The sequence below is a fragment of the Sinorhizobium sp. NG07B genome (assembly GCF_002532005.1).
GTDB lineage: Bacteria > Pseudomonadota > Alphaproteobacteria > Rhizobiales > Rhizobiaceae > Sinorhizobium > Sinorhizobium fredii_C.
The window spans coordinates 269,344-290,814 of the sequence record NZ_NWTD01000004.1; the positions used below are offsets into that span (position 1 = coordinate 269,344).

21 protein-coding genes are annotated in these 21,471 nt (G+C 63.1%); 11 read left to right on the top strand and 10 right to left on the bottom strand.

Annotation, left to right across the window (positions count from 1 at the left end; translation table 11 throughout):
* Window positions 1-15 precede the first annotated feature (15 nt).
* A complete protein-coding gene (locus tag CO664_RS15980) occupies window positions 16-729 on the bottom strand; it encodes a YafY family protein (RefSeq protein ID WP_097539318.1) in 714 nt (237 codons plus the stop codon).
* A 132-nt stretch (window positions 730-861) separates the two neighbouring features.
* Here CO664_RS15980 and CO664_RS15985 point away from each other — a divergent pair, with 132 nt between their 5' ends.
* The 3 genes from CO664_RS15985 to CO664_RS15995 all read left to right on the top strand — a co-directional run bounded on the left by CO664_RS15985 (window position 862) and on the right by CO664_RS15995 (window position 3,155).
* Window positions 862-1,500 carry a LysE family translocator gene (locus CO664_RS15985; protein ID WP_097539319.1) on the top strand — a complete coding sequence of 213 codons (639 nt, stop codon included), beginning with the start codon at window positions 862-864 and terminating at the stop codon, window positions 1,498-1,500.
* Between the two features lie 214 nt (window positions 1,501-1,714).
* The gene (locus tag CO664_RS15990; RefSeq protein ID WP_037379476.1) at window positions 1,715-2,161 is read left to right on the top strand and encodes a cytochrome c; all 447 of its coding nucleotides are present in this window, start codon (window positions 1,715-1,717) and stop codon (window positions 2,159-2,161) included.
* Between the two features lie 79 nt (window positions 2,162-2,240).
* Complete coding sequence (locus CO664_RS15995; RefSeq protein WP_097539485.1) at window positions 2,241-3,155, top strand: cytochrome c; 915 nt, start codon at window positions 2,241-2,243, stop codon at window positions 3,153-3,155.
* A gap of 17 nt (window positions 3,156-3,172) precedes the next feature.
* On the opposite strand, the gene CO664_RS16000 is transcribed toward CO664_RS15995, so the two are convergent.
* Together CO664_RS16000 and CO664_RS16005 are read right to left on the bottom strand one after the other, a co-directional pair.
* Window positions 3,173-3,676: a GNAT family N-acetyltransferase gene (locus CO664_RS16000; protein ID WP_037379478.1), complete on the bottom strand. Its 504-nt coding sequence runs from the start codon at window positions 3,674-3,676 to the stop codon at window positions 3,173-3,175.
* A gap of 202 nt (window positions 3,677-3,878) precedes the next feature.
* Window positions 3,879-4,292 carry a helix-turn-helix domain-containing protein gene (locus tag CO664_RS16005; protein ID WP_097539320.1) on the bottom strand — a complete coding sequence of 138 codons (414 nt, stop codon included), beginning with the start codon at window positions 4,290-4,292 and terminating at the stop codon, window positions 3,879-3,881.
* Window positions 4,293-4,462: 170 nt separating this feature from the next.
* On the opposite strand from CO664_RS16005, the gene bla reads away from it, so the two are divergent.
* Window positions 4,463-5,353: a class A beta-lactamase gene (gene bla / locus CO664_RS16010; RefSeq protein ID WP_097539321.1), complete on the top strand. Its 891-nt coding sequence runs from the start codon at window positions 4,463-4,465 to the stop codon at window positions 5,351-5,353.
* Between the two features lie 30 nt (window positions 5,354-5,383).
* Here bla and CO664_RS16015 read toward each other — a convergent pair whose 3' ends face one another.
* The 3 genes from CO664_RS16015 to CO664_RS16025 form a co-directional block, all read right to left on the bottom strand.
* On the bottom strand, window positions 5,384-7,720 hold the full coding sequence (locus tag CO664_RS16015; protein ID WP_097539486.1) for a glucose/quinate/shikimate family membrane-bound PQQ-dependent dehydrogenase: 2,337 nt from the start codon (window positions 7,718-7,720) through the stop codon (window positions 5,384-5,386).
* Between the two features lie 296 nt (window positions 7,721-8,016).
* Window positions 8,017-9,522, bottom strand: coding sequence for a protein adenylyltransferase SelO (locus CO664_RS16020; protein WP_097539322.1), 1,506 nt, complete (start codon window positions 9,520-9,522; stop codon window positions 8,017-8,019).
* A 136-nt stretch (window positions 9,523-9,658) separates the two neighbouring features.
* A complete protein-coding gene (locus tag CO664_RS16025; protein ID WP_037413773.1) occupies window positions 9,659-10,615 on the bottom strand; it encodes a homocysteine S-methyltransferase family protein in 957 nt (318 codons plus the stop codon).
* Window positions 10,616-10,840: 225 nt separating this feature from the next.
* Here CO664_RS16025 and CO664_RS16030 point away from each other — a divergent pair, with 225 nt between their 5' ends.
* Window positions 10,841-11,455, top strand: coding sequence for a TetR/AcrR family transcriptional regulator (locus tag CO664_RS16030; protein ID WP_097539323.1), 615 nt, complete (start codon window positions 10,841-10,843; stop codon window positions 11,453-11,455).
* Window positions 11,456-11,469: 14 nt separating this feature from the next.
* Here CO664_RS16030 and CO664_RS16035 read toward each other — a convergent pair whose 3' ends face one another.
* The 3 genes from CO664_RS16035 to CO664_RS16045 all read right to left on the bottom strand — a co-directional run bounded on the left by CO664_RS16035 (window position 11,470) and on the right by CO664_RS16045 (window position 15,121).
* Window positions 11,470-11,997 (bottom strand): DUF1697 domain-containing protein, encoded by a 528-nt coding sequence (locus tag CO664_RS16035; protein WP_097526251.1) that lies wholly within the window; start codon window positions 11,995-11,997, stop codon window positions 11,470-11,472.
* A gap of 11 nt (window positions 11,998-12,008) precedes the next feature.
* Complete coding sequence (locus tag CO664_RS16040) at window positions 12,009-14,117, bottom strand: S9 family peptidase (RefSeq protein WP_097539324.1); 2,109 nt, start codon at window positions 14,115-14,117, stop codon at window positions 12,009-12,011.
* Window positions 14,118-14,233: 116 nt separating this feature from the next.
* Complete coding sequence (locus tag CO664_RS16045; RefSeq protein ID WP_097539325.1) at window positions 14,234-15,121, bottom strand: VOC family protein; 888 nt, start codon at window positions 15,119-15,121, stop codon at window positions 14,234-14,236.
* Between the two features lie 351 nt (window positions 15,122-15,472).
* On the opposite strand from CO664_RS16045, the gene CO664_RS16050 reads away from it, so the two are divergent.
* The 3 genes from CO664_RS16050 to CO664_RS16060 all read left to right on the top strand — a co-directional run bounded on the left by CO664_RS16050 (window position 15,473) and on the right by CO664_RS16060 (window position 17,308).
* The gene (locus tag CO664_RS16050) at window positions 15,473-15,895 is read left to right on the top strand and encodes a universal stress protein (RefSeq protein ID WP_037413534.1); all 423 of its coding nucleotides are present in this window, start codon (window positions 15,473-15,475) and stop codon (window positions 15,893-15,895) included.
* Window positions 15,896-15,951: 56 nt separating this feature from the next.
* On the top strand, window positions 15,952-16,296 hold the full coding sequence (locus tag CO664_RS16055) for a TraR/DksA family transcriptional regulator (RefSeq protein WP_097526248.1): 345 nt from the start codon (window positions 15,952-15,954) through the stop codon (window positions 16,294-16,296).
* A gap of 349 nt (window positions 16,297-16,645) precedes the next feature.
* Window positions 16,646-17,308 carry a hemolysin III family protein gene (locus CO664_RS16060; RefSeq protein ID WP_097526247.1) on the top strand — a complete coding sequence of 221 codons (663 nt, stop codon included), beginning with the start codon at window positions 16,646-16,648 and terminating at the stop codon, window positions 17,306-17,308.
* An 11-nt stretch (window positions 17,309-17,319) separates the two neighbouring features.
* Here the strand turns inward: CO664_RS16060 and CO664_RS16065 are convergent, their stop codons facing one another.
* The gene (locus CO664_RS16065) at window positions 17,320-17,814 is read right to left on the bottom strand and encodes a hypothetical protein (protein WP_097526246.1); all 495 of its coding nucleotides are present in this window, start codon (window positions 17,812-17,814) and stop codon (window positions 17,320-17,322) included.
* Between the two features lie 493 nt (window positions 17,815-18,307).
* Between CO664_RS16065 and CO664_RS16070 the strand changes: the two genes are divergently transcribed.
* From CO664_RS16070 to CO664_RS16080, 3 genes are read left to right on the top strand one after another with little or no spacing between them, the layout of a single operon-like run.
* Entirely contained in the window at window positions 18,308-20,677 is a 2,370-nt protein-coding gene (locus CO664_RS16070) for a putative monovalent cation/H+ antiporter subunit A (protein WP_097539326.1), read from the top strand.
* Window positions 20,674-21,093, top strand: a complete 420-nt coding sequence (locus CO664_RS16075; RefSeq protein ID WP_097539327.1) for a Na(+)/H(+) antiporter subunit B — start codon at window positions 20,674-20,676, stop codon at window positions 21,091-21,093. Before CO664_RS16070 ends, CO664_RS16075 begins: the two co-directional genes overlap by 4 nt.
* Window positions 21,093-21,470 carry a Na+/H+ antiporter subunit C gene (locus CO664_RS16080; protein WP_097539328.1) on the top strand — a complete coding sequence of 126 codons (378 nt, stop codon included), beginning with the start codon at window positions 21,093-21,095 and terminating at the stop codon, window positions 21,468-21,470. The genes CO664_RS16075 and CO664_RS16080 overlap by 1 nt, the downstream gene beginning before the upstream one ends.
* Window position 21,471 lies beyond the last annotated feature (1 nt).

The following is a 21,471-nucleotide window of genomic DNA, read 5'->3' on the forward strand; positions in this document are numbered from 1 at the left end:
TTGCTTCGCGATCATTTACACTGTGCCCGAAGCGAAAGATCGAACGGCATTTATCTTCCAGCCGGCGATCCACGCTTGCCGAAGCTTCTCGCCTTCACCGCGGAAGAAGGCGCCGATCGGCTCGCAATGCTCCACCCGGTCGGCGCGGAAGTTGCGGATGTCCTGGCGCAATTCGCACCAGGCGACCATCATCGCATGCTCCGAATAGTAGATCAGCGCCAGCGGCCGCACCGTGCGTTCCGTTGTCCGCCCGAGTTCGTCGCGGTAGTCGAGCGCGAGTTTTTGCTCGTCGCGGATCGCGCGGCGGATCATGGCGAGGTCGACCGCAGGCGGCGGGGCGGCGATCGTGCCCCAGGCATGTAGCGCTTGCGAGTGGAACGCCTGGCGCAGCGGTTGGGGCACGGCGCCGGTGATCTTGCGGTTGACGCGCTGGGCTGCGGTCTTCAATTCCTCGTCGCCGGTACGCGCCAGCAGCGCCAGCGCCAGGACGATCGCTTCCGTCTCCTCGATCGAAAACATCAGCGGCGGCAGATCGAAGCCGGGCCTCAAGATATAGCCGAGACCGCGCTCCCCTTCGATCGGCACGCGCATCGCCTGCAGGGCGACGATATCGCGATAGATCGAGCGCGGCGTGACCTCGAGTTTCTCGGCAATCTCGGCGGCCGTGATCGGCTTACGGGCAAGCCGCAATATCTGGATGATCTCGAAAAGACGCGCCGCCTTGCGCATGGCGAAAACTCCGGAAGTCCGAACGCTCCTGACAGAACCCTGTCAGTTACGCGGCGCTATAGCAAGCGTCAACGGATTGATAAATCGGCAATTCGGACCTGAACTCCCATACAACGACAATGAGCAACTGACATGACCTACGCTGAAAATCTCTGGCTTTTCTTCACCCTTCTGTTCGGCATCATCATCGTCCCGGGCATGGACATGGTCTTCGTGCTGGCCAATGCGATAACCGGCGGGCGGACGTCCGGGCTGGCCGCGACGGCGGGCATCATGGCGGGCGGCGTGCTGCATACGCTCTATGCCGCGCTCGGCGTCAGCGTCGTGCTGCATCTCGTCCCGGAGCTCTTCAATGTGCTCCTTGTCGCCGGCGCCGCCTATATCGCCTGGATCGGCGTCGCGCTGTTGCGCAGTTCGATCACCATCGGCGGTGTCGAGGAGGGCAGGCGGCTGTCGCGCTGGGCAAGCTTCCGGCAGGGGGCACTGACGAGCCTGATGAATCCCAAGGCCTATCTCTTCATGCTCGCCGTCTATCCGCAGTTCCTGAAGCCGCAATTCGGTCCAGTCTGGTCGCAGGCCGCGGTCATGGCGCTGATGATCGCCGTGACGCAGCTTGCCGTCTATGGCGGGCTGGCGCTCGCCGCCGGCCGCGGCCGCGACCTGCTGGTCGGCAGTCCGGTAGCGACAGTTGCCATCGGCCGCGGTGCCGGCCTGCTGCTTGTCGCAATCGCCGTCTTCACCGTATGGCAGGGTTGGAGCGCCGCCCGGTGATTTGCTGTGCTCCCTTCAAGTATTAAACATGAACAAGGAATTCATGTTATTGTTCGCACAAGTTCTGCCGCGCCTTCAGGTATAGCGCGGCGAATTGTGCTGAAATGACAAGCACATCAAGAAAATGTTACTTCCGTCGAAAAGCCAAGATGCCATCATGCCGGCGCCTTCAACAGGAAGCCGCGCGAGCGGGTTCGAACGACCGGAGAACATGATGAAGATACGAGCTCTTATGCTTGCAGCCGTCCTCGCAGGCTTGGGTGTGACCGCCGTCACCGCCGCCGGTGAACCTCAGGCGGTCCGCCAGCAACTGATGAAGAAGGTGGGCCAGGCTGCCGGCGCGCTGAGCGGGATCGCCAAGGGCGAAAAGCCTTATGATGCCGAAATCGTCAAAGCGTCGCTGTCGACGATCAGCGAGACGGTGAAAGTCTTCCCGAATCATTTCCCGGCCGGCTCCGAGACCGGTATGGAAACGGAGGCGAGCCCGAAGATCTGGCAGAACATGGATGACTTCAAGGCGAAGGCCGCCAAGCTCGGTGGCGATGCGGAGAAGATTCTTGCCGAGCTGCCCGCCGACCAGGCCGGCGTCGGCGCCGCACTCGGCGTCCTCGGCAAGGATTGCGCCAGCTGTCATGAGAGCTATCGTCTGAAGAAAGAGTAGCGGACGCCACTACTTGGTCAGTTCAATGCGCCGGTCTACCCGGCGCATTTATTTCTGTGTTGAAGACGAAGGAGAGATGATGAGGGGGCGCGCGGGGCGGCTTTTGTCCGGTCTGGTTCTACTTGCAGCGGTCGGCGCCGGCGCCTTCTGGTGGCTGACGAAGCCCGCCCCCTGGGATGCCGCCCATTGGGAGGGCCTGGGCGAGCCGGATCTCGCCAATGGCGAGCGGGTCTTCTGGGCGGGCGGCTGCACCAGCTGCCATGCAGCACCCCGTGCCGAGGATGATGCCCGACTGGTGCTGTCGGGTGGCCGGCCGCTGAAGAGCCCCTTCGGCACCTTCTTCCCCCCGAATATCTCGCCGGACGAGACAGCCGGCATCGGGGGCTGGACGCTCGCCGAGTTCGGCAACGCCATGACGCGCGGGGTGGGGAGGAATGGCGAGCATCTCTACCCGTCCTTTCCCTTCGGTTCCTATGCGCGGATGACCGCCAAGGACATCAACGACCTTTATGGCTATATGCGGACCTTGCCGAAGAGCGCCAATGTGGTGCCGCCGCATGATCTGCCTTTTCCCTATAATGTCCGTCTGGCGCTCGGCGGTTGGAAATTGATGTATCTCACTGACGAGCCGCGGGTTCAGGTCGACAGCGCCGACCCGAAGCTCGCCCGCGGACAGTATCTCGTGGAAGGCCCGGGCCATTGCGGCGAGTGTCACACGCCGCGCGACGCACTCGGCGGCTTCGAAGCGGGCCGCTGGCTAGCCGGCGCCCCGAACCCGGAAGGCGAGGGTCGGATTCCCGACATCACCCCGGGCTCCAGGAGCATCGGCAGCTGGAGCGCATCGGACATCGCCTCCTATCTGGAGACGGGTTTCACGCCCGAATTCGATTCAGTCGGCGGTTCTATGGTCGAGGTGCAGAAGAACATGGCAAAGCTTCCGGCCTCCGAGCGCGAGGCGATTGCCGCCTACCTGAAGGCGCTGCCCCCGTCATAGGCTATCGCCTCCTTCGCTCAGCCTAGCTTCTGCATATAGCGCATGCCGGTCACCGGCCGCGGCACGAAGCGCTCCGACTCGTAGAAACGATGCGCCTGGAAATTGCCGGTTGCAGCGCTGACGGCAAGGTAATCGCAGCCGGCCATCTTCGCCTGTTCCCGCGCCTTGGCGACGAGATGGCGGCCGATGCCGGTGCCGCGATGGCCGGGGCGCACGAAGAGGTGATGCAGCTCCATGCCACGCGCGCCTTCGGCTGCCCGGTATTGGGGAACGAGAATTGCGTAGCCGATCAGCTGGCCGCCGGCCTCGGCGACAAGGGCGGTGATCCAGGGGGTGCGGCCGAAGAGGTCGCGTTCGAGCTGCTCCGAGGTAAGCGGGGCGGCATCGCCGTGATGGGCGGAAAGCTCCGCGATCATCTCACGCAGTTCGGCGAGGTCGCGCAACTTGGCGCAGCGGATCGTCACCATCGGAGCGCGGACCGACGGAATAGGATGAAGGGAGGGGGTGGCAGTCTGCAGCATTCTCGGCTCCTATGGGTTTCCCGCCATCAGGTGCCGTGAAAAACAAAAGCCGCCTGATGGCGGCCTTGTTGAAAATGATCAGCAGGCCGCTCCTATCGGAACAGCCAAAAATACGCGCGGCAGATGGGTGCGTTCTTGATCATGCGCGTAGATTGTTCATTTCCGCGAATTTGTCAACGGGGATACTTGGTACAAACATGCCTCAGTGCTCGCTGTCGCACAGCGAATGGTCGGCAAGGGCCCGGATGACATAGCAGTCGCCGATCGTGTGATCGCCGTGGCAGGCGACGATCCGCTCCAGTTCCTGCTCGAGCTTAGTGAGGCGGGCGATCTTCTCCCGCACCGAAGCGAGATGTTCGCGGGCAATGCGGTCCGCCTCGCCGCAGGGCCGTTCCGGATGTTCGCTGAGCGCCAGCAATTCCCGGATCGCTTCGATCGAAAGCCCGAGATCGCGCGCGTGACGGATGAAGGCAAGCCGCTCGAGCTGGCGCCGCTCGTAGCGCCGCTGGTTGCCCTCCGAACGTTCCGGCGCCGCGATGAGACCCATTTGCTCGTAATAGCGGATCGTCGGAATTTTCACGCCGGTCCGCCGGGAGAGGTCTCCGATCGAGTACATAGGCGCGCTCCATAGCTATAGTCTCTGGAGCTATATAGATACCGCTCCCTCAGGGCACAAGGCCGCCACATTCCCTGCCTAGCGAGTCAGAGCGTCGCATGGACGAAGTTAATATTCGAGATCAGTAATTTAACCTCAGCGGCTGCTCGCTCGCCAAAAGGAGGAAAGACATGTCCCTGCTCATCAATCGCCGCAACATGCTGATCGGCACCGCAATGCTTTATCCGGCACTGGCGCTTGCCGGTGCGGCGCGTGCCGCCACTGCGACCGGTGACGATGTGACGAAACTGCTCGCCGAGCTCGAAAAGCGGACCGGCGGGCGCCTCGGCGTGGCCGTGCTCGATACCGAAACCAACATCTCCTTCGGTCACCGTGAGACCGAGCGCTTCGCCATGTGCTCGACCTTCAAGGCGCTCGCCGCCGCATGCGTGCTCGCGCGCGTCGATCGGGGCGAAGAAAAACTCGACCGGCGGATCACCTTCGGCAAGGATGTCCTGCTGCCCCATTCGCCGGTCGCCGAAAAGCATGTCGGCGGCAATGGCATGACGGTCGCCGAACTCTGCGACGCCGCGGTCACCATCAGCGATAATGCGGCCGCCAACCTGATGCTCGAAAGCTTCGGCGGCCCGGCCGGGCTGACCTCCTGGCTGCGGTCGATCGGCGACGGGACGACGCGCCTCGACCGAACCGAGCCGGATCTCAACGAAGCCAAATTCGGCGATCCGTGCGATACAACGACGCCGGTCGCGATGCTCGAGACCATCGGAAAGCTTGCCTTCGGATCGGTCCTGGCGGAGAGCTCGCGTCGACAACTCGTCGAATGGATGGTCGCCAACACGACCGGCGACGCGCGGCTTCGTGCCGGACTGCCGAAGGATTGGCGGATCGGTGACAAGACCGGCACGAGTTCGACCGGCGCAGTCTCCGATATCGGCTTTGCGGTGCCCAAGGGGCGCGGCCCGATCCTCATCACCGTCTATACCGGCGAAGCGAAGGTGGAGCCGGCAGAGCTCAATCCGTTGTTCGCCGAAGTCGGCAAAATTGTCGCCGGCATGGTCTGAGCGCTTCAGCAGGCGGGCCGCCGATGACCATCAGGGCAGCGTATAGGCGATCACATAGTCGCCCGGCTTGGTCCCGACCGAGCCGTGCCCGCCTGCGACCATCAGCAGATACTGCTTGTCGCCGACCATATAGGTCATCGGCGTCGCCTGGCCGCCGGCCGGCAGCCGCGCCTCCCAGAGCTGGTCGCCGGTGGTGACGTCATAGGCTCTCAGGAAATTGTCGACCGTGGCGCCGAGAAAGGCGACGCCGCCCTTGGTGATGATCGGTCCGCCGATGCCCGGCACGCCGAGCCTGAAGGGAAGCGGCAGCGGCGTCATGTCGTAGACCGTGCCGTTCTTGTGCTTGTAGGCGATCTTGCCGGTCCGGAGGTCGGCACCCGCGACATAGCCCCAGGGCGGCGCCTGGCAGGGAATCCGCAAGGGACCGAGGAACGGACCCATATAGACGCCGTAGGGTGCTCCCTCGTTGCGGTTCAGCCCTTGCTCGCTGCCCTTTTCGCCTTCGCCCTTCGGCGGGATTTCCTCGCGCGGCACGAGCCGCGAGGTGAAGGCGAGATAGGTTGGCATTCCGAACATCACCTGGCGCTCCGGGTCGACGGCGACCGAGCCCCAGTTGAAGGTGCCGAAATTGCCCGGATAGACGAGCGTTCCTTCGAGCGAGGGGGGCGTGTAGCGGCCCTCGTATTTCAACGAGAGGAACTCGATCCGGCAGGCGAGCTGGTCGAACATGGTAATTCCCCACATGTCGCGCTCCTGAAGCGGCGGCGGCATAAAGGTGAGTCCGGAGACCGGCTGGGTTGGCGCGGTGAAATCCTCCGCGATCGCGCCGCCGGGGGCGGGCACCTCCTCCACCGGAATGATCGGTTCTCCGCTGCGCCGGTCGAGCACATAGATGTCGCCCTGCTTGGTCGGCCCGACAAGCGCCGGCACGACGCCCCCGTCTTCCCTGGTGATGTCGAGGAGGGCCGGTTGCGCCGGCACGTCCATGTCCCAGAGGTCGTGACGCACCGTCTGCCTGACCCAGCGCACCGCGCCCGTGTTGATGTCCAGCGCGACGATCGAGGAGGAGTATTTCTCCACATGCTCGCTCCGCCCCATGCCGAGTTGATCGGGAACCTGATTGCCGAGCGGGACATAGATCAGCCCGAGAGCCTCGTCGACGGAGGAGACCGACCAGCTGTTCGGCGAATTGGTCGTGTAGAACTGGCCGGGCGGCAGCGGCGCCGTCTGATCGGGGTTGCCGCTGTCCCAGTTCCAGATAAGCGCCCCGGTCTTGATGTCGAAGGCGCGGATGACGCCGGACTGTTCCTGGGTCGAGTAATTGTCGTTGACGGCGCCGCCGACGATAAGCTTGCCGGCGACGGCGACCGGGGGCGATGTCGAATAGTAATAGCCGGCGGGATTGTAGCGCATGCCCTGTTCGAGGTGCAGAACGCCCTGGTCGGCAAAACCGGTGCAGACCGTGCCGTTCGCGGCATCGAGCGCGATCAGGCGGGCGTCCGATGTCGGCAGATAGACGCGTTCGGCACAGGCGCTGCCGGCGGCCGCCGCCGGATCGGCCCAATAGGTGACGCCGCGGCAGGTCTGGTGCTGGCGGTCCGGGTTCAGACCCGAGTTCGAATCATATTTCCATTTCTGCCGGCCGGTCGCAGCATCGACCGCGATCGCCCAATTATGCGGCGTGCAGAGATAGAGCGTGTCCTTCACCTTCAGCGGCGTCACCTGATAGGTGGTCTCGCCGATATCCTCCGGCAGCTTGACGTCTCCTGTCTGGTACTGCCACGCGACCTTCAGAGTCGCGACGTTCTCCCGGTGGATCTGGGCGAGCGGCGAATAGCGCTGGCCGAACAGCGTGCGGCCGTAGTGATGCCACTCGCCGGCCGGCACATTGCCGCCGAGGTTGGGGTTGCCCGCCGCGACGTCAGCCGGCAGGTCGCCGCGAATGTCATGGACGTCCTGCGTCATCGAATAGAGCGCGACGCCGATCGCGACGAGGCTGGCGAGCGCAAGTGGCCAGGCGGCTGCGCTGTAGTGTTCGCCCGACGGGCTGATGAAACCGAGCGGCCGCCGGATCCATGGCGTAAGCAGCCAGAGGCCCAGCAGGATGATCACACCGCCGCGCGGACCAAGCTGCCACCAGTCAAGCCCGACCTCCCAGACGGCCCAGGTAAGCGAGCCGAGGACCATCAGCGTATAGACCCAGATCGCCGCCGCGCTCTTGCGGTAGAGCAGCAATGCGGTGAGCAGGAACGCCAAGCCGGTGATGATGTAGTATGGACTGCCGCCGAGCAGGACGAGCCTTGTCCCTCCCGCACCGAGCACGAGACCTATCAGTGCGAAGAAAAGGGCGGTCAGGACAATCGGCATGAATTCGAACTCCCAAATTGAAGAACGATACGGCGGCACCTTCGGCCCGCCGAGCCGCACGGAACGGCAGACGAAGAACGAGCGCGGATTTCGCGACAATTCTCCCTCGCAAATTGTGCGCCTCATCCACAGCATCATTTGCGAAGGTAACGCGACGCAGGTGCCTTTCAATGTTGCCGCCTCGGCGCAAGCGCCTTTTGCATACGCCAGGCGTCGCGGCAGGACTTTGATTCCCCGGGATTATTTCAAATTGGCGGCCCATTGGGCCGCGGAGGCCGAGGCGGGGCTGCGGCTTGTCAGGTGCCGCAGAAGGTTTGCAGCACTTCTTCGCCAGGTTGCGGCGGCTCGGCAAAGGCGGCATGTGCCGGCTGATCATCGTAAGGTTTGGAGGTCACCTCGAGAATCGCTTCGAAAAGCGAGAAATCCGCATGTTCGGTCGCCGCTTCGATCGCCTGCTCGATGCGGTGGTTGCGCGGAATGAAGGCCGGATTGACGGCGCGCATCGCTGCCGCTCTTTCGACCGGCCCGGGAGCTTCGCGCTCGAGACGGCGGCGCCAGTCCCCAAGCCATGGCGACAGTGCCTCGGGCGCCTGGAAGAGCTGGGCAAGCTCGGCATCGGCGCCTGCGTCTTCCGCCGACGCAGCGAGCCTTCTAAAGGTGAGGGTGAAATCCGCGCCCCCTTTGTGCATCAGCGCCAGCAAAGCCCGCACCAGCTCCAGGTCACCCTCTTCCGCCGTCGAGAGCCCGATCTTGCGGCGCATGCCGTCGAGCCATTGGTTCTGGAAGATAGCGCCATACTCGCCGAGGGCGTCATTGGCGAGGTTCACCGCCACGTCTGCCGTCGGATCGAAGAGCGTCACGAGTGTTTCGGCGAGCCGGGCGAGATTCCACTGGCCGATGGCCGGCTGGTTGGCATAGGCGTAGCGGCCGAACTGGTCGATTGAACTGAAGACCTTTTTCGGATCGTAGGCATCCATGAAGGCGCAGGGACCGAAGTCGATCGTTTCGCCGGAAATCGTCATGTTGTCGGTGTTCATCACGCCGTGAATGAAGCCGATGTGCAGCCAGCGCGCGATCAACGCTGCCTGCCGCTCCGAGACTGCCCTGAGAAGGCCCAGATAAGGGTTCTCGTCTGCCTTCAGTTCGGGGTAGTGGCGGTCGATCACGTAGTCGGCCAGTGCCTTGACCGAGTCCATGTCGCCGCGTGCGGCGAAGAACTGGAACGTACCGACCCGGATATGGCTCGCCGCCACCCGGGTAAAGACGGCGCCGGGGAGGATCTGCTCGCGATAGACCGGCTGGCCGGTCACCGTCGCGGCAAGCGCGCGGGTGGTCGGCACGCCGAGCGCATGCATCGCCTCGCTGACGATATATTCGCGCAGCACAGGCCCGAGCGCTGCCCGGCCGTCGCCGCGGCGCGAATATGGGGTCTGGCCGGGTCCCTTGAGCTGGATGTCGCGGCGTTTTCCATCACGGTCGACGACTTCGCCCAGCAGGATGGCGCGGCCGTCGCCGAGTTGCGGGACGAAGGTGCCGAACTGGTGCCCGGCATAGGCCATGGCGAGCGGCTCCGCGCCCGCCGGGACCATGCTGCCGGAGAAGATCGCGGCGCCGTCGCGCTCGAGCGCTTCGAGATCGAGACACAGCTCTTCCGCGAGCGGCCGATTGAACTTGATCAGCCAGGGCTCGGCAACAGGTGTCGGCTCGACCCGGGCGTAGAAATTCCCAGGCAGTCGCGCATAGCTGTTGTCGAAGGGAAACGGGGCTGTCGCCGAGCCCGGTTGCGGCGGTATGGAATTCATCACACTCCAGCGGCCCTGCCTAGAAAATACCGGCCGCCCTTTCCCGACAAGTCTACACGAGCGATCCGGTTTTCGCGAGCGTCGGGAATACTGGGAGCTCCTGCTGCCACTACGGCGGAAGGAGCTCTTCCGGTGGTCAAGCGCTCAGTGCGGTCGCGGGCAGGCAGACCTCGCAGATCGCCGCGATGTGGCGATGGTCGGTGCCGCAGCAGCCGCCCAGCACACGCAAATGCGGCATGCGGCCTGTGAGCGAACGATAGCGCCGGGCGAGATCGCCGATGTCTCCTATGTCCAAGGTCTCGCTTTCGTCGAGTTCGGCATGGCTCTTGGTCGAGGCGTTGGCGCGAATGCCGCCGATCCGCCGCACCCATGGCTGGCGCTGATCGAGGCTGCTTTCGAAATGGCTCGGATGGGCGCAATTGACCATGTAGTAATGCGGATAGCCTTCCGTCTCTGCGTCCACCGTTTCGACGGCTTCCTGGAGAGAGCCGCCCGTTACCAGCCGACCGTCGGTCTCGACGGTGAAGGAGATGGCGCAGGGCATGCCGTGTTTCCTGGCCGCTCTTGCGACGCCGATCGCCTCGTCGACATTCGTCATGGTCACCGCCGATACTATGTCGGCTTCGCTGCCGGCAAAGGCCGCGACCTGGGCGCTGTGATATTCCTCAGCTTCCTTCGCATTCATCAGGCCGGCCTTGTAGCCGTCGCCGCGCGGACCGATAACGCCGTTGAACACGATCGGGACCTGCGGCCGCTCGTACTGCGCCCGCAGTTCGGCAAGCAGGTGGGCGGCGTCCTGGTTGACCTGCCTGAGCGCCTCGGCGTCGTAGCCAAGTTTCGCGCCCCAGTCGGCATTGGCGCGCCACGTAGCCGTGTCGAGCACGAAACCGGTGTCGTGGAGCCGCGCGATCTCGAGATAGCGCGTGTAATAGCGCAACAGCTGCCGGCGGCCCTCCGGGGTCGACAGCAGGACGAAAGAGGCGAAGTGCGGCAGCTCGGCTCCTTCATGAAAGATCAGCGCCGTCTCCATGCCGCCGTCGCTGAGGAATGTGCCACCCCGTAAAAGCGGCAGGTCATGTCGATACTTGGCGATTTCGTATTGCATCGTTCCCTCCCTTTTGCGGACGCTCCGGCGCGAGGTCTGAGGAATTTCTGCCGTTTTATCATCTGCTAAACTAGCCGGCTTGCGGTACACTATGACCCAATAAGCCGCATAGCGATGTTACATCAGGAACTTGCCGTAAGACTCGAAGCGACAGGCGAATGGCTCGCCGTCCTTTCCAGAGAGAAAACTTTACCGGCGGTACAGGAGTGCACCATGCGAAAGGGCGAGGAAACGCGTGCCAAGATCCTGGATGCTGCCGAAGCCGCAGTGCTGGCAAAGGGTTTCGGTGGCACCTCGATCGACGAACTGATCGTCGAGACAGGAATCACCAAGAGCGGGTTCTTCTATCATTTTCGCGACAAGAACGAGCTCGCCAAGGCGCTGCTCGAGCGCTACATCGACAATGACGAGCGCATCTACGACGAGATTTTCGGCCGGGCGCGCGAACTTGCCGACGACCCGCTGCAGGCGTTCCTGATCGGATTGAAGCTGCTTGCAGAATTGCTCTCCGACTTGCCGAACGGCCATCCGGGCTGCCTGGTCGCCACGATGTGCACCCAGGAGCGCGCCTTCGACCGCGAAATCCAGGAGATGAACCGCCTGGCGGCGCTGATGTGGCGCCGGCGCTTCGCCGCCATGTTCCGGGACATCATGCAGGTCTATCGGCCGCGGGAAGCGCTGGATGCGGATCAGCTCGCCGACATGGTCTCGACCGTCCTCGAAGGCGGTATCGTACTCTCAAAAGCCTTGAAGGAGCCGAAAAGCCTGCCCGACCAGCTCCTTGTCTTCCGCAGTTTCGTGCGCTTGCTGTTCCAGCCCGCCGCGTAAGGCCGCGGGGCGGGTCACGCGCCTTCATCCTCGAGAACCGCGGCGAGTTCCGCCAGCTTGCATACGGTGTTGAGGTTGCGTGCCGTACCCGATTTTAGCGCCGGCAGTTTGAGCTTCGACCGACCCGATCCATTCGGATAGTGGATATAGATCTCCCGCCCGTCGATCTTCACTTCTTCTCCGTCCGGTGCGACGAGCTTGTCGAACGCGTCCGCGGCGGGTGCTTCCGGCAGGAATGTGACGAGCAGGAAATTCGGCTTCGCGTCTGGAAACGGCGCCTTTGCGACAATCGCCTCCAGGTCACGGCGGCTGCGCAGAATGACGCCCGGCGTCTTGCCCATCTTTACCGTCAGCGCTTCCTCGAGTCTCGTTTGAACCTCGCCTTCGGCAAGCTCGGAGCGGAAGAGCACGTTGCCGCTCTGGATGTAGGTCTTGACATCGGCAAAGCCGAGGCCCTCGCAGAGGGCCTTCAGCTCCGCCATGGGAAGCGTAGCGGTGCCGCCGACATTGACCGCCCTCAGCAGTGCGACATAGACCGGCACAGGCGGTCCTCCTACATCCTGCCGGCGACCTTGATGGCGAAAGCGTATTCGAACGCGATTTCCTCCAGCCGCTGAAAACGGCCCGAGGCGCCGCCATGCCCGGCATCCATGTTGGTCTTCAACAGGATCGGCTCGCTGCCGGTCGTCTTCTCGCGGAGCCTGGCGACCCATTTCGCCGGCTCCCAATAGGTGACGCGCGGATCGGTCAGGCCGCCGAGCGCCAGGATTGCCGGGTAAGGCTTAGCTTCCACATTGTCGTAGGGCGAGTAGCCGGCAATGATGTTGTAGAACTCGGCGCTCTCGATCGGATTGCCCCATTCCGGCCATTCCGGCGGCGTCAGCGGCAGCGTGTCGTCCAGCATGGTATTCAGGACGTCGACGAAGGGGACTGCCGCGATGATGCCCCGGAATTTCACCGGTGCCATATTGGCGATTGCGCCCATCAGCATGCCGCCCGCCGAGCCGCCCTCGGCGACGATGTTTGCGTAGGATGTGAACTTCTGCTGATTCAGATGGTCAGCCGCGGCGATGAAGTCCTTGAAAGTGTTGGACTTCTTCGCCATTTTTCCGTCTTCGTACCATTGAAAGCCCTTGTCCTTGCCGCCGCGGATATGGGCAATGGCATAGACGAAGCCGCGGTCGACGAGCGACAGGCAATTGGTGTTGAAGCCGGCCGGGATGGTGATGCCGTAAGCACCATAACCGTAGAGCAGGCACGGCGCCGAACCGTCGAGCGGTGTGTCCTTGCGATAGAGGAGCGTCACCGGAACCGACGCACCATCCTCAGCCGGGGCGAAGACGCGGCGCGTGACGTAATCGTCCGGATCGTGGCCGGAGGGCACTTCCTGGGTCTTCAGGAGCGTGCGCTCGCGCGTCGCCATGTTGTAGTCGAAGAGCTGCGAGGGCGTCGTCATCGACGAATAGGAGAAGCGGATGACGTCGGTGTCGTATTCGGCCGCCCCCGAGAGCCCCAATGAATAGGCTTCCTCGGCAAAGGCGATCGCATGTTCTTCACCTGTCTTCCGGTCGCGGATGACGATCTCCGGCAGCCCCTCGCGGCGCTGCAGCCAAACGAGGTGACGGGCATAGGCCATGTGGCTGAGGATCAGCGTACCCGGGCGGTGCGCCACCACCTCACGCCAGTTTTCCTTCTGCGGCGCTTCCACCGGCGCTTCCATGATCTTGAAATCCTTGGCGCCGTCGGCATTGGTGAGGATGTAGAAGACCTCGCCGCCCTCGGTCATGGAATATTCGAGACCGATGACGCGTTTCGCCACGATCTGCGGCTCGGCCGTCAGGTTCTTGGTCGAAAGCAGCCGGTATTCGCTCGTCTCATGATCATGGATGTCGATATAGATGAAGTCGTCGAGCAGCGATCCTCCGACAGACATGAAGAAGCCGGGGTCCGTTTCCTCGTAGACGAGCCGATCCTCGGACTGCGGCGTGCCGACGACGTGGTGGTAGATTCGCGACGGCCGGTGGTTCTCGTCAAGCACGGTGTAGAAGAAGCTCTGGCCGTCCGGTGCCCAGGCACCGCCGCCGCCGGTATTCTCGACTACGTCGGCCAGGTCCTCGCCGCTCGAAAGATCGCGCACCTTCAGCGTGAAATATTCCGATCCCTTGTCGTCGTAACCCCAGATGCCGCGGGCATGATCGCTCGAATGGTCGAGGCCGGCGATGCGGAAGTAAGCCTTGCCCTCAGCTTCCTTGTCGCCGTCGAGCAGCACCTGGCGGATCGTCTCGTCGCCCGCCGCTCCGTCGCGCGGGATGCGAAAATAGCGCGGATGCTCGCCGCCCTTCACATAGAACGTGCCATAGGCAAAGGCGCCGTCCTTCATCGGTACGGAGGAATCGTCCTCCTTGATGCGGCCGCGCATTTCGGCAAACAGCGCCTTCTGCAGATCCTTGGTGTCCGCCATCGCGGCGTTCATGTAGTCATTTTCCGCCTCGAGGTGCCGGCGAATTTCCGGATCGAGGGTCGACGGGTTCTTGAACATAGCCTGCCAGTTGTCGGCCCTCAGCCAGGCGTAGTCATCGGTCCGGCTGATGCCGTGGCGCGTATCCGTGAGCGGCTTCTTACGAGCGACGGGCGCGGCGGGCAGGTTTCTGAAAACGGACAAGGGTCTCTCCGGGATCTCTTCGGTGGGAGATCATGAGATAGAGAGCGTCCGGGCGGCGATCAAGCGGAAAGCGCCACCGGGCGCCGGCGGACAGAGCGACGGATTGCCAGCTAAGCTCAGGCTGCCGAAGCCGCGAGATTGAGGCCGATGCCCCACGGATCGGTGAGATGATGGATGCCGCCTTCCTCGCGCACGGGGATCTGGAGCTCGTCGAGCTTGCGAATTGCCGTCGCGAGCCTGTCGGTGTCCCGAAAGCGGATCGTGTAGTCTGAGAGACCGGTCATCTTGGCCTGGCGTTTCGCCGCTCCTCGCGAATTCCAGATATTCGCGGCCACGTGATGATGATATTTGCCAGTAGCGAAAAAGCTTGCTCCCGGATAGCGCGCCATCAGATCGAGGCCGAGGACGTCGCGGAAGAAGGCATCCGCCTGCGGAATGTCGGAGACCTGCAGATGAATGTGGCCGATCACGGTGCCGTCGGCAAGGCCGCTCCAAGCTTCCTCCGGCGTCTCGTCATAGAGCGACTGCAGGTCGAGCGGCAAGGTGTTCATCGCCACCGTACCGTCCACCTCGTAGCGCCATTCGCTGCGCGCCCGATCGCGATAAACCTCGATGCCGTTGCCCTCCGGGTCGGCGAGATAGATCGCTTCGCTGACGAGGTGGTCGGAGGCGCCCTGGAGGCGAACGCCGTTGTTCGCCGCGTGGGCAAGCCAGCGTCCCAGCTCCCGGCGATCGGGCACCAGGAACGCCGTGTGGAACAGACCGGGCGCGCTGCGCGGTGCCCTTGTCGCTTGCGCATCGGTTGTCAGCGTCAACAGAGGCCTTCCGGCGACCCCGAGCGTCTCGCCGCTGGCGCTCGCTTCGATCGAAGCGAGACCGAGCACTTTTTGATACCAGCTCGACACCATTGGCAGGTCCTGAACGACGAGATGCGCCCGGTCGACATAGGCGGGCATCGCCACCGCGTGGTCGGCGGGAAGGTTGGTCACGAGCTGCGATTTCATCGTCTTTTCCTTGAGCTACGCCTTTCGGGAGCGCTCCGGGCTGCCGGGGCGCCGGAACCGTAGCCCAATATGAGCACGTGAAGGCGTTCGGGAAAGCCATTATATTACTTGATGTTGTGTTCGACGAACGTTGACGGTCGCGGCTGTCGCGCTACCTGATCATAGATGGTGCGAGCGCGGGAGCGGTGGCCGATTGATCTCGATCATGGTCGGAGTCGCCGCCTCCGCTCAATTTCGATCTGCAGGGCGGGAAAAGGCGGAAGAAAGTTACGCCGGAGTGCCGCCCTCGGATCCGAAGAATCGCCCGATTTCCAGCCGGCGACCGGAACGCAACAGAAGGAGCGTATCTGTATGTACAGGAAGATTATCGTCCCGATCGCGATGGATCAGCTCGAACACGGTGAATCCGTTCTCGGCATCGCCGAAAAGCTGATCGATGAGGGTGGAGAGATCATCCTCCTCAACGTCGTCGAGGACCTCAACGCCTACGCTCAAGGCTACATGATCGTCGATTTCCCGCTCGAGATGATCGAGGAATCGCGCAAGCATGCGGTCAAGACGCTTGAGGCGCTGAAGACCAAGCATGGCATCAAGGGACGGATCGAGATCCGCACCGGCGGGGCGGCCGGCACCATCAATGCGCTCGCCAAGGAAGAGAACGCGGACCTGGTGATCATTGCATCGCACCGCCCGGGGCTGATCGACTATTTCATCGGATCGACCGCCAGCCGCGTCGTCAGCCACTGCCCCTGCGCCGTTCTCGTCGACCGCTAATCAACAAGAAGAATGCGGTGCGGCCATGCCGCGCCGCGACCCAAGGGAGCCCCATGATGGACAAATACGCGCTTGATGATTTCCGCGACAAGCTTCTGCGCCGCAAGGACGAGCTCTACGGCCGTCTGGTGAAGATCGAGGAAGATCTGGACCAGCCGATGAATGCCGACGTGCCGGATCGCGTCACAGAACGGGAAAACGATGAAGTGCTCGAAGGGCTGGGGCTCGCCGGCCAGGGCGAGATCCGCGCCATCGATGCGGCGCTCGACCGGATCGCGGCCGGAACCTACGGAATCTGCACCCGCTGCGGAGACCCGATTTCTCAGGAGAGATTGCATGCGGTGCCCCACGCTCCGCTCTGCCAGACTTGCGCCGCCGAAGTCGCCTCGCGCACGCGATGAGGGCGGCGCATTGCCGCCGCCCGAGCGGGCTTTGATACTCCCGCGCCCCCGGACCTACCCGACGAACAGGGCGCGCCGTGGCCTCGGCGCGGATCCAATCCACCATGCAGTGTCGCGATCAGCCTTGCCACGCGACGCGGTCGCGGGGCGCCTTTCGACTGTTGTAATGCGTTGCGGAATTTGATCCTTTCGCCCCAAACAGGCGCTTTGCCGTCAAAGAACTCTGTGGCACGATAAATCGATCCGTCGGAAGGGGCCACGGTGTTGGGGCGAGTCTGTTCGACCAGATCACTGCGGTTCGGGGACACGGTGCCGATGTCGGAATCGATGCGGGATCTGGAGGGGCCGCGTGGATATCAGCGAGTTTAAATGGACCTATGACCGGTCGGAGCTGATTGCCGACGGAATTGTTCACGGCATCGGCCTTTGTGCCGCGCTCGTCGGCGTCACAGCCCTCATATTCTATGCGACGGTTTGGAGCACCTCAGGACAGCTTGCCGCTGCGTGGATCTACGGTGCGGGCCTGATCCTCACCCTGTCGGTGTCGTTTCTTTACAATCTCTATCCCATTTGCCGGACGAAGTGGTTGCTGCGCCGCCTGGACCATTCGGCCATTTTCGTGCTGATCGCCGCAACCTATACGCCCTTTCTCCAGCGCGGTTGGGATGATCCGTTCCTGTTTTGGATGCTCATCGGCATATGGGCCGTCGCACTTCTCGGCATCTCGATCAAATGCCTGCTGCCGGGACGGTTCGATCGGCTGGCGATCTTTCTCTATCTCGCCATGGGCTGGGGCGGCGTTCTTGCCGCCAAGTCGCTTTTCGCAGCCCTCACTGCGACGACGCTGGTTCTGGTCCTAATTGGCGGCATCATCTATTCGATCGGTATCATCTTCCATGTCTGGGAGCGGCTTCGCTTTCAAAACGCCATCTGGCACGGCTTCGTGGTCGCCGGATCGGCCGTTCACTATTCCGCCGTCCTCAACTGCATCAGCGCTTCAGCCGTCGCCTGACGCGGCAGGACTCACTCCGGAGGCCGGCAATCGTCCGAGGGACGCAATGCCGACGCCATCCGCGAGATGACGCCATCGAAGCTTGTCAGCTTCGATTTGCGATATTGCAGCCGGAAATAGGCGGCGCTGCCGTCGCAGAGCGCGATCGCCCGTGTGTAAAAGACCTCTCGGCCTCGAGCGCCGGAGAAGCTCGCCCAGGCGGGCGTGACGCGCGAGTAGAGGATTCTCCAATCGTCGTCTTTCTCGTAGCCGATCCGGTCGGTGACGTCGGTCTCGAAATCGCCGGCCGGCGGGTGCGTGCCGAACACGATCAGCGTCGCGCCATTGTCGTCGGCATGAAAACTCGCGCCGTCGTTGTTGTCGGCCTGCTGGTGCATCTCGAAACCCGGCGGAATCTCCACCGTGTAGCCAAAACGGGGGTTGGAATAGGGATGCCAATCGTCCTGCGCGGCAGCGGGCAGGGCGGGCCCAAAGAGGAGAGCGAATGCATATATGACGCGGCGCATGCGCAGAGCATTCCTTCGGTTATTTACCTGCCGCTTTGCCTTCTGCACGTGTCGTTAAACCGTAGCCGATTTAGGACAAAACATGCGGCATTTCAAAATCCTATAGCGACATTGCGCGTCTGATAAGACGCGCGGCGCTGTAGGAGAGTGGCGCTTTTCGCTGGACGCGTAAAGGGCTCTTGCGGGTCGGAGGCAGCCGCATTGGCCTTCCCCGGCCGCTCCGGATTACCACGTATTCGATAGTCCCGCCGCCACTCCTTATCTGTTCCCCGCGGAACATGACCACGCAGCCCCTGTGGGAACAGTGAACCGCAGCCGCGTGCTGTCGGGCGGCGTAGATGCGCGGTGCTTGGCAGAGGCTTTGCTGCCTTTGCACAGTATAACCGTCCACTTGACTGAGCTTCCAACCGATTTCTCTTGAGACGAGCCAGCCCTTCTTCTATGTCCGGTATCAATTGACCAGATGATCAACGGCGAAGGAGCACGCCAAGCGATGGAAGTCACGGCACTGACATTTCTGGCGCTCGGCCTTCCCTTCGCTGCGGCCCTTGTCGCACCCGGCCTGACCAGGCTCCTCGGGCACAATGCCGCCTGGGTCCTGGCCCTTGCTCCCGCGGCAATCTTTTTGCATTTCCTGCGCTTCCTTCCGGACGTCGCGAGCGGCGAAATCGTGACAGGCGGCTATGCGTGGATACCGTCTTTCAATGTCAGCTTTTCCTGGCTGATCGACGGTTTGTCGCTGACCTTCATGCTGCTGATTTCCGGTATCGGAGCGCTCATCGTTCTTTATTCGGGCGGCTATTTGAAAGGGCACCCGCAACAGGGCCGTTTCTTCGCCTTCATCCTCCTGTTCATGGGATCGATGCAGGGACTCGTCGTCTCCGACAGTTTCCTGATGCTGTTCGTCTTCTGGGAATTGACGTCGATTACCTCCTTCCTGCTGATCGGCTTCGACCACGCCCGCGAGGCCACGCGCCGCGCCGCGCTGCAGGCGCTGGTCGTCACCGGCGGAGGCGGTCTTCTGCTGCTCGCCGGGCTGCTGATCCTTTGGAACGTCAGCGGCGTTACGCAGCTTTCGCTGCTGCTTTCCTTCGGCTCCGAGGTGAAGGAGAGCCCCTTTTATCTCGCTGCACTGCTGTTGGTCCTCGGCGGTGCCTTCACCAAATCGGCCCAGTTTCCATTTCACTTCTGGCTGCCGAATGCGATGGAGGCGCCGACACCGGTTTCCGCCTATTTGCATTCGGCGACGATGGTGAAGGCAGGCGTCTATCTGTTGATGCGTCTCAATCCAGTCCTCGGCGGAACACCGGAATGGCAGCTCCTTCTGCCGCTCTTCGGTGTGACGACGCTGGTGATCGGCGCGGCGCTCGCGGTGCGCCAGACCGATATGAAGCTGATGCTGGCCTATACCACGGTGGCCTCGCTCGGTCTGCTGGTGATGTCGATCGGGCTCGGCTCGCCCCGCGCGATCGAGGCGGCCGCGCTCTATCTCGTGGCACACGCGCTCTTCAAGGGCGCCCTGTTCATGGTGGCCGGCATCCTCGATCACGAAACCGGATTGCGCGACTTCACGAAGCTCGGCGGCCTGCGTTCGGTCATGCCGCTCACCTTTGCCATTGCCCTTGCCGCTGCGCTCTCCATGGGTGGCCTGCCGCCCTTTTTCGGATTCCTCGCCAAGGAGGAGCTCTATTCCGCCTTCTCCGCGCCGAATTTGCGCTCCGCGCTCTTTGCGATACTGGCTGTCCTCGGCAACGCCCTGATGTTTGCCGTCGCCTTCGCTGTCGTCCTGAAGCCTTTCCTGGGACCGCGCGTGAACACGCCGAAGCATGCCCATGAGGCGCCGCCGCTACTATGGATAGGCCCGGCCGTTCTCGCACTCAAGGGGCTCTCCATCGCGCTCCTGTCGGGTCTCGCCCATCGGTTCGTCTCATCGCCCACCGCCTCGGCGATCGCCGGCGAGCCAAGGACGGTCGACATATCGCTCGTGCCGCATCTTGGTCTGCCGCTCGTGCTTTCGGCCTTGACGGTGGCGCTCGGCGTCGCCTTCTACCTCAATCTCGCCCGCTTGCGCGCCGCGATGGCGGCGATCCTCGTCGACATCGGCTGGGGGCCCGATCGGGGCTTCGACCAATTCATGCGTGGTCTCGTGCGCCTTGCCGTCGCCGTCACTCGGCGCCTGCAGGGCGGCCGCCTCGACGTCTATATGACCGCCACCTTCTCGCTGGTTGCGGTCATTCTCTTGGCAATGCCGCTGCGATACGGTGAGTTCCCGCGCGCCCCGTTCTTCTCCGCGGACGTTCCGCTGCACGAGCTTGCGATCATCGCGATCGCCGTCGGCGGTCTCTTCGCCGTCGTGGTTGCTTCCGACCGCCTCACCGCGATCGTCTCGCTGGGCATTCAAGGCTTCGCAGTCGCCGTCATCTACCTGCTCTATGGGGCGCCGGACCTGTCTTTCACCCAATTCATGGTCGAAACGCTGTCGGTCGTCGTGTTGGCGCTGGTGATGACCCGGCTGCGGCTCTCGCCCGCCGACCATCGGCCACTCCCCGAGAAAGCGCGCGACGCGACGATCGCGCTTGCCTGCGGCCTCGGCTTCGCCCTGTTTCTGCTGCGGGCCACGGCCGTACCCTTCGACCGGTCGCTCACGGACTTCTTCAACCTCTATTCGAAGTCGGTTGCGCACGGGGCGAATGTCGTCAACGTCATTATCGTCGATTTCCGCGGCACCGACACACTCGGGGAAATTGCCGTGGTGATGATTACCGGCCTTGCGATCCTGGCGCTCGTGCGGCTGAGGGCCGGTTCGCTGAAGCGCGCCGTCGTCGCGGAGGCCGATGAGACGGCGGTGGAGGAACGGGCATGAAGTCGGTGATCTTCCGCACGCTCGGCCCGGTCCTGACGAGCTTGATGATGCTCTTTTCCATCTTCGTGCTGCTGCGCGGCCACAACGAGCCGGGCGGCGGTTTCATCGGCGGTTTAATCGCCGTTTCGGCCTTGGCGATCTATGGCATGGCGCACGGTGTCGAGACGGTCAGGCGGGCCATCTTCTTCCACCCGATGGCAATCGCCGGGGCCGGGCTCCTCGCTGCCACCTCTGCCGGCCTGATCGCGATCTTCGCAGGCGTCCCGTTCATGACCGGACTTTGGATCTATCCGGCCGTTTTCGGCCTCGAGGTCCCGCTTTCGACCGTGCTGCTCTTCGACAGCGGCGTTTACCTGGTCGTCGTGGGCGCCATCAGTTCGATCGCGCTGTCGCTCGAAGAGCGGGGAGGGGAGTGATGGAGGCTTGGTTTGCCTTACTGGTCGGCGTCTTCTTCACTGTTGCCGTCTACCTGATGCTCTCGAAATTCATCATCCGCGTGCTCTTGGGTGTCGCAGTGCTCGGCAATGCGGTGAATTTGCTGATCTTCACCGGAGGTCGGCTGACGCGGGAGGTGCCGCCGATCATACCCGAAGGGGCCAAGTCGCTGGCTGCTCCGGCGGCCAACGCGCTTCCCCAGGCGTTGATCCTGACGGCGATCGTCATTTCCTTTTCCTTCTTCGCCTTCCTGCTCGTCCTCTCCTGGCGCGCCTATAGCGACCTTGCGACCGACAACACGGACGAAATGCGCGTTGCCGAACCGGCGGACGAGCCGCTCCCTCCGCTTGGATACTGAC

Bases quoted from the DNA above. Each gene is read 5' to 3' on its own strand.
- CO664_RS16000 (WP_037379478.1), bottom strand. From the start codon at position 3,676: ATGCTGCAGACTGCCACCCCCTCCCTTCATCCTATTCCGTCGGTCCGC.
- CO664_RS16015 (WP_097539486.1), bottom strand. From the start codon at position 7,720: ATGCCGATTGTCCTGACCGCCCTTTTCTTCGCACTGATAGGTCTCGTG.
- CO664_RS16030 (WP_097539323.1), top strand. From the start codon at position 10,841: ATGCGAAAGGGCGAGGAAACGCGTGCCAAGATCCTGGATGCTGCCGAA.
- CO664_RS15990 (WP_037379476.1), top strand. From the start codon at position 1,715: ATGAAGATACGAGCTCTTATGCTTGCAGCCGTCCTCGCAGGCTTGGGT.
- CO664_RS16045 (WP_097539325.1), bottom strand. From the start codon at position 15,121: ATGAAATCGCAGCTCGTGACCAACCTTCCCGCCGACCACGCGGTGGCG.
- CO664_RS16075 (WP_097539327.1), top strand. From the start codon at position 20,674: ATGAAGTCGGTGATCTTCCGCACGCTCGGCCCGGTCCTGACGAGCTTG.
- CO664_RS16065 (WP_097526246.1), bottom strand. From the start codon at position 17,814: ATGCGCCGCGTCATATATGCATTCGCTCTCCTCTTTGGGCCCGCCCTG.
- CO664_RS15980 (WP_097539318.1), bottom strand. From the start codon at position 729: ATGCGCAAGGCGGCGCGTCTTTTCGAGATCATCCAGATATTGCGGCTT.
- CO664_RS15985 (WP_097539319.1), top strand. From the start codon at position 862: ATGACCTACGCTGAAAATCTCTGGCTTTTCTTCACCCTTCTGTTCGGC.
- bla (WP_097539321.1), top strand. From the start codon at position 4,463: ATGTCCCTGCTCATCAATCGCCGCAACATGCTGATCGGCACCGCAATG.
- CO664_RS16055 (WP_097526248.1), top strand. From the start codon at position 15,952: ATGGACAAATACGCGCTTGATGATTTCCGCGACAAGCTTCTGCGCCGC.
- CO664_RS16020 (WP_097539322.1), bottom strand. From the start codon at position 9,522: ATGAATTCCATACCGCCGCAACCGGGCTCGGCGACAGCCCCGTTTCCC.
- CO664_RS16050 (WP_037413534.1), top strand. From the start codon at position 15,473: ATGTACAGGAAGATTATCGTCCCGATCGCGATGGATCAGCTCGAACAC.
- CO664_RS15995 (WP_097539485.1), top strand. From the start codon at position 2,241: ATGAGGGGGCGCGCGGGGCGGCTTTTGTCCGGTCTGGTTCTACTTGCA.
- CO664_RS16080 (WP_097539328.1), top strand. From the start codon at position 21,093: ATGGAGGCTTGGTTTGCCTTACTGGTCGGCGTCTTCTTCACTGTTGCC.
- CO664_RS16005 (WP_097539320.1), bottom strand. From the start codon at position 4,292: ATGTACTCGATCGGAGACCTCTCCCGGCGGACCGGCGTGAAAATTCCG.
- CO664_RS16070 (WP_097539326.1), top strand. From the start codon at position 18,308: ATGGAAGTCACGGCACTGACATTTCTGGCGCTCGGCCTTCCCTTCGCT.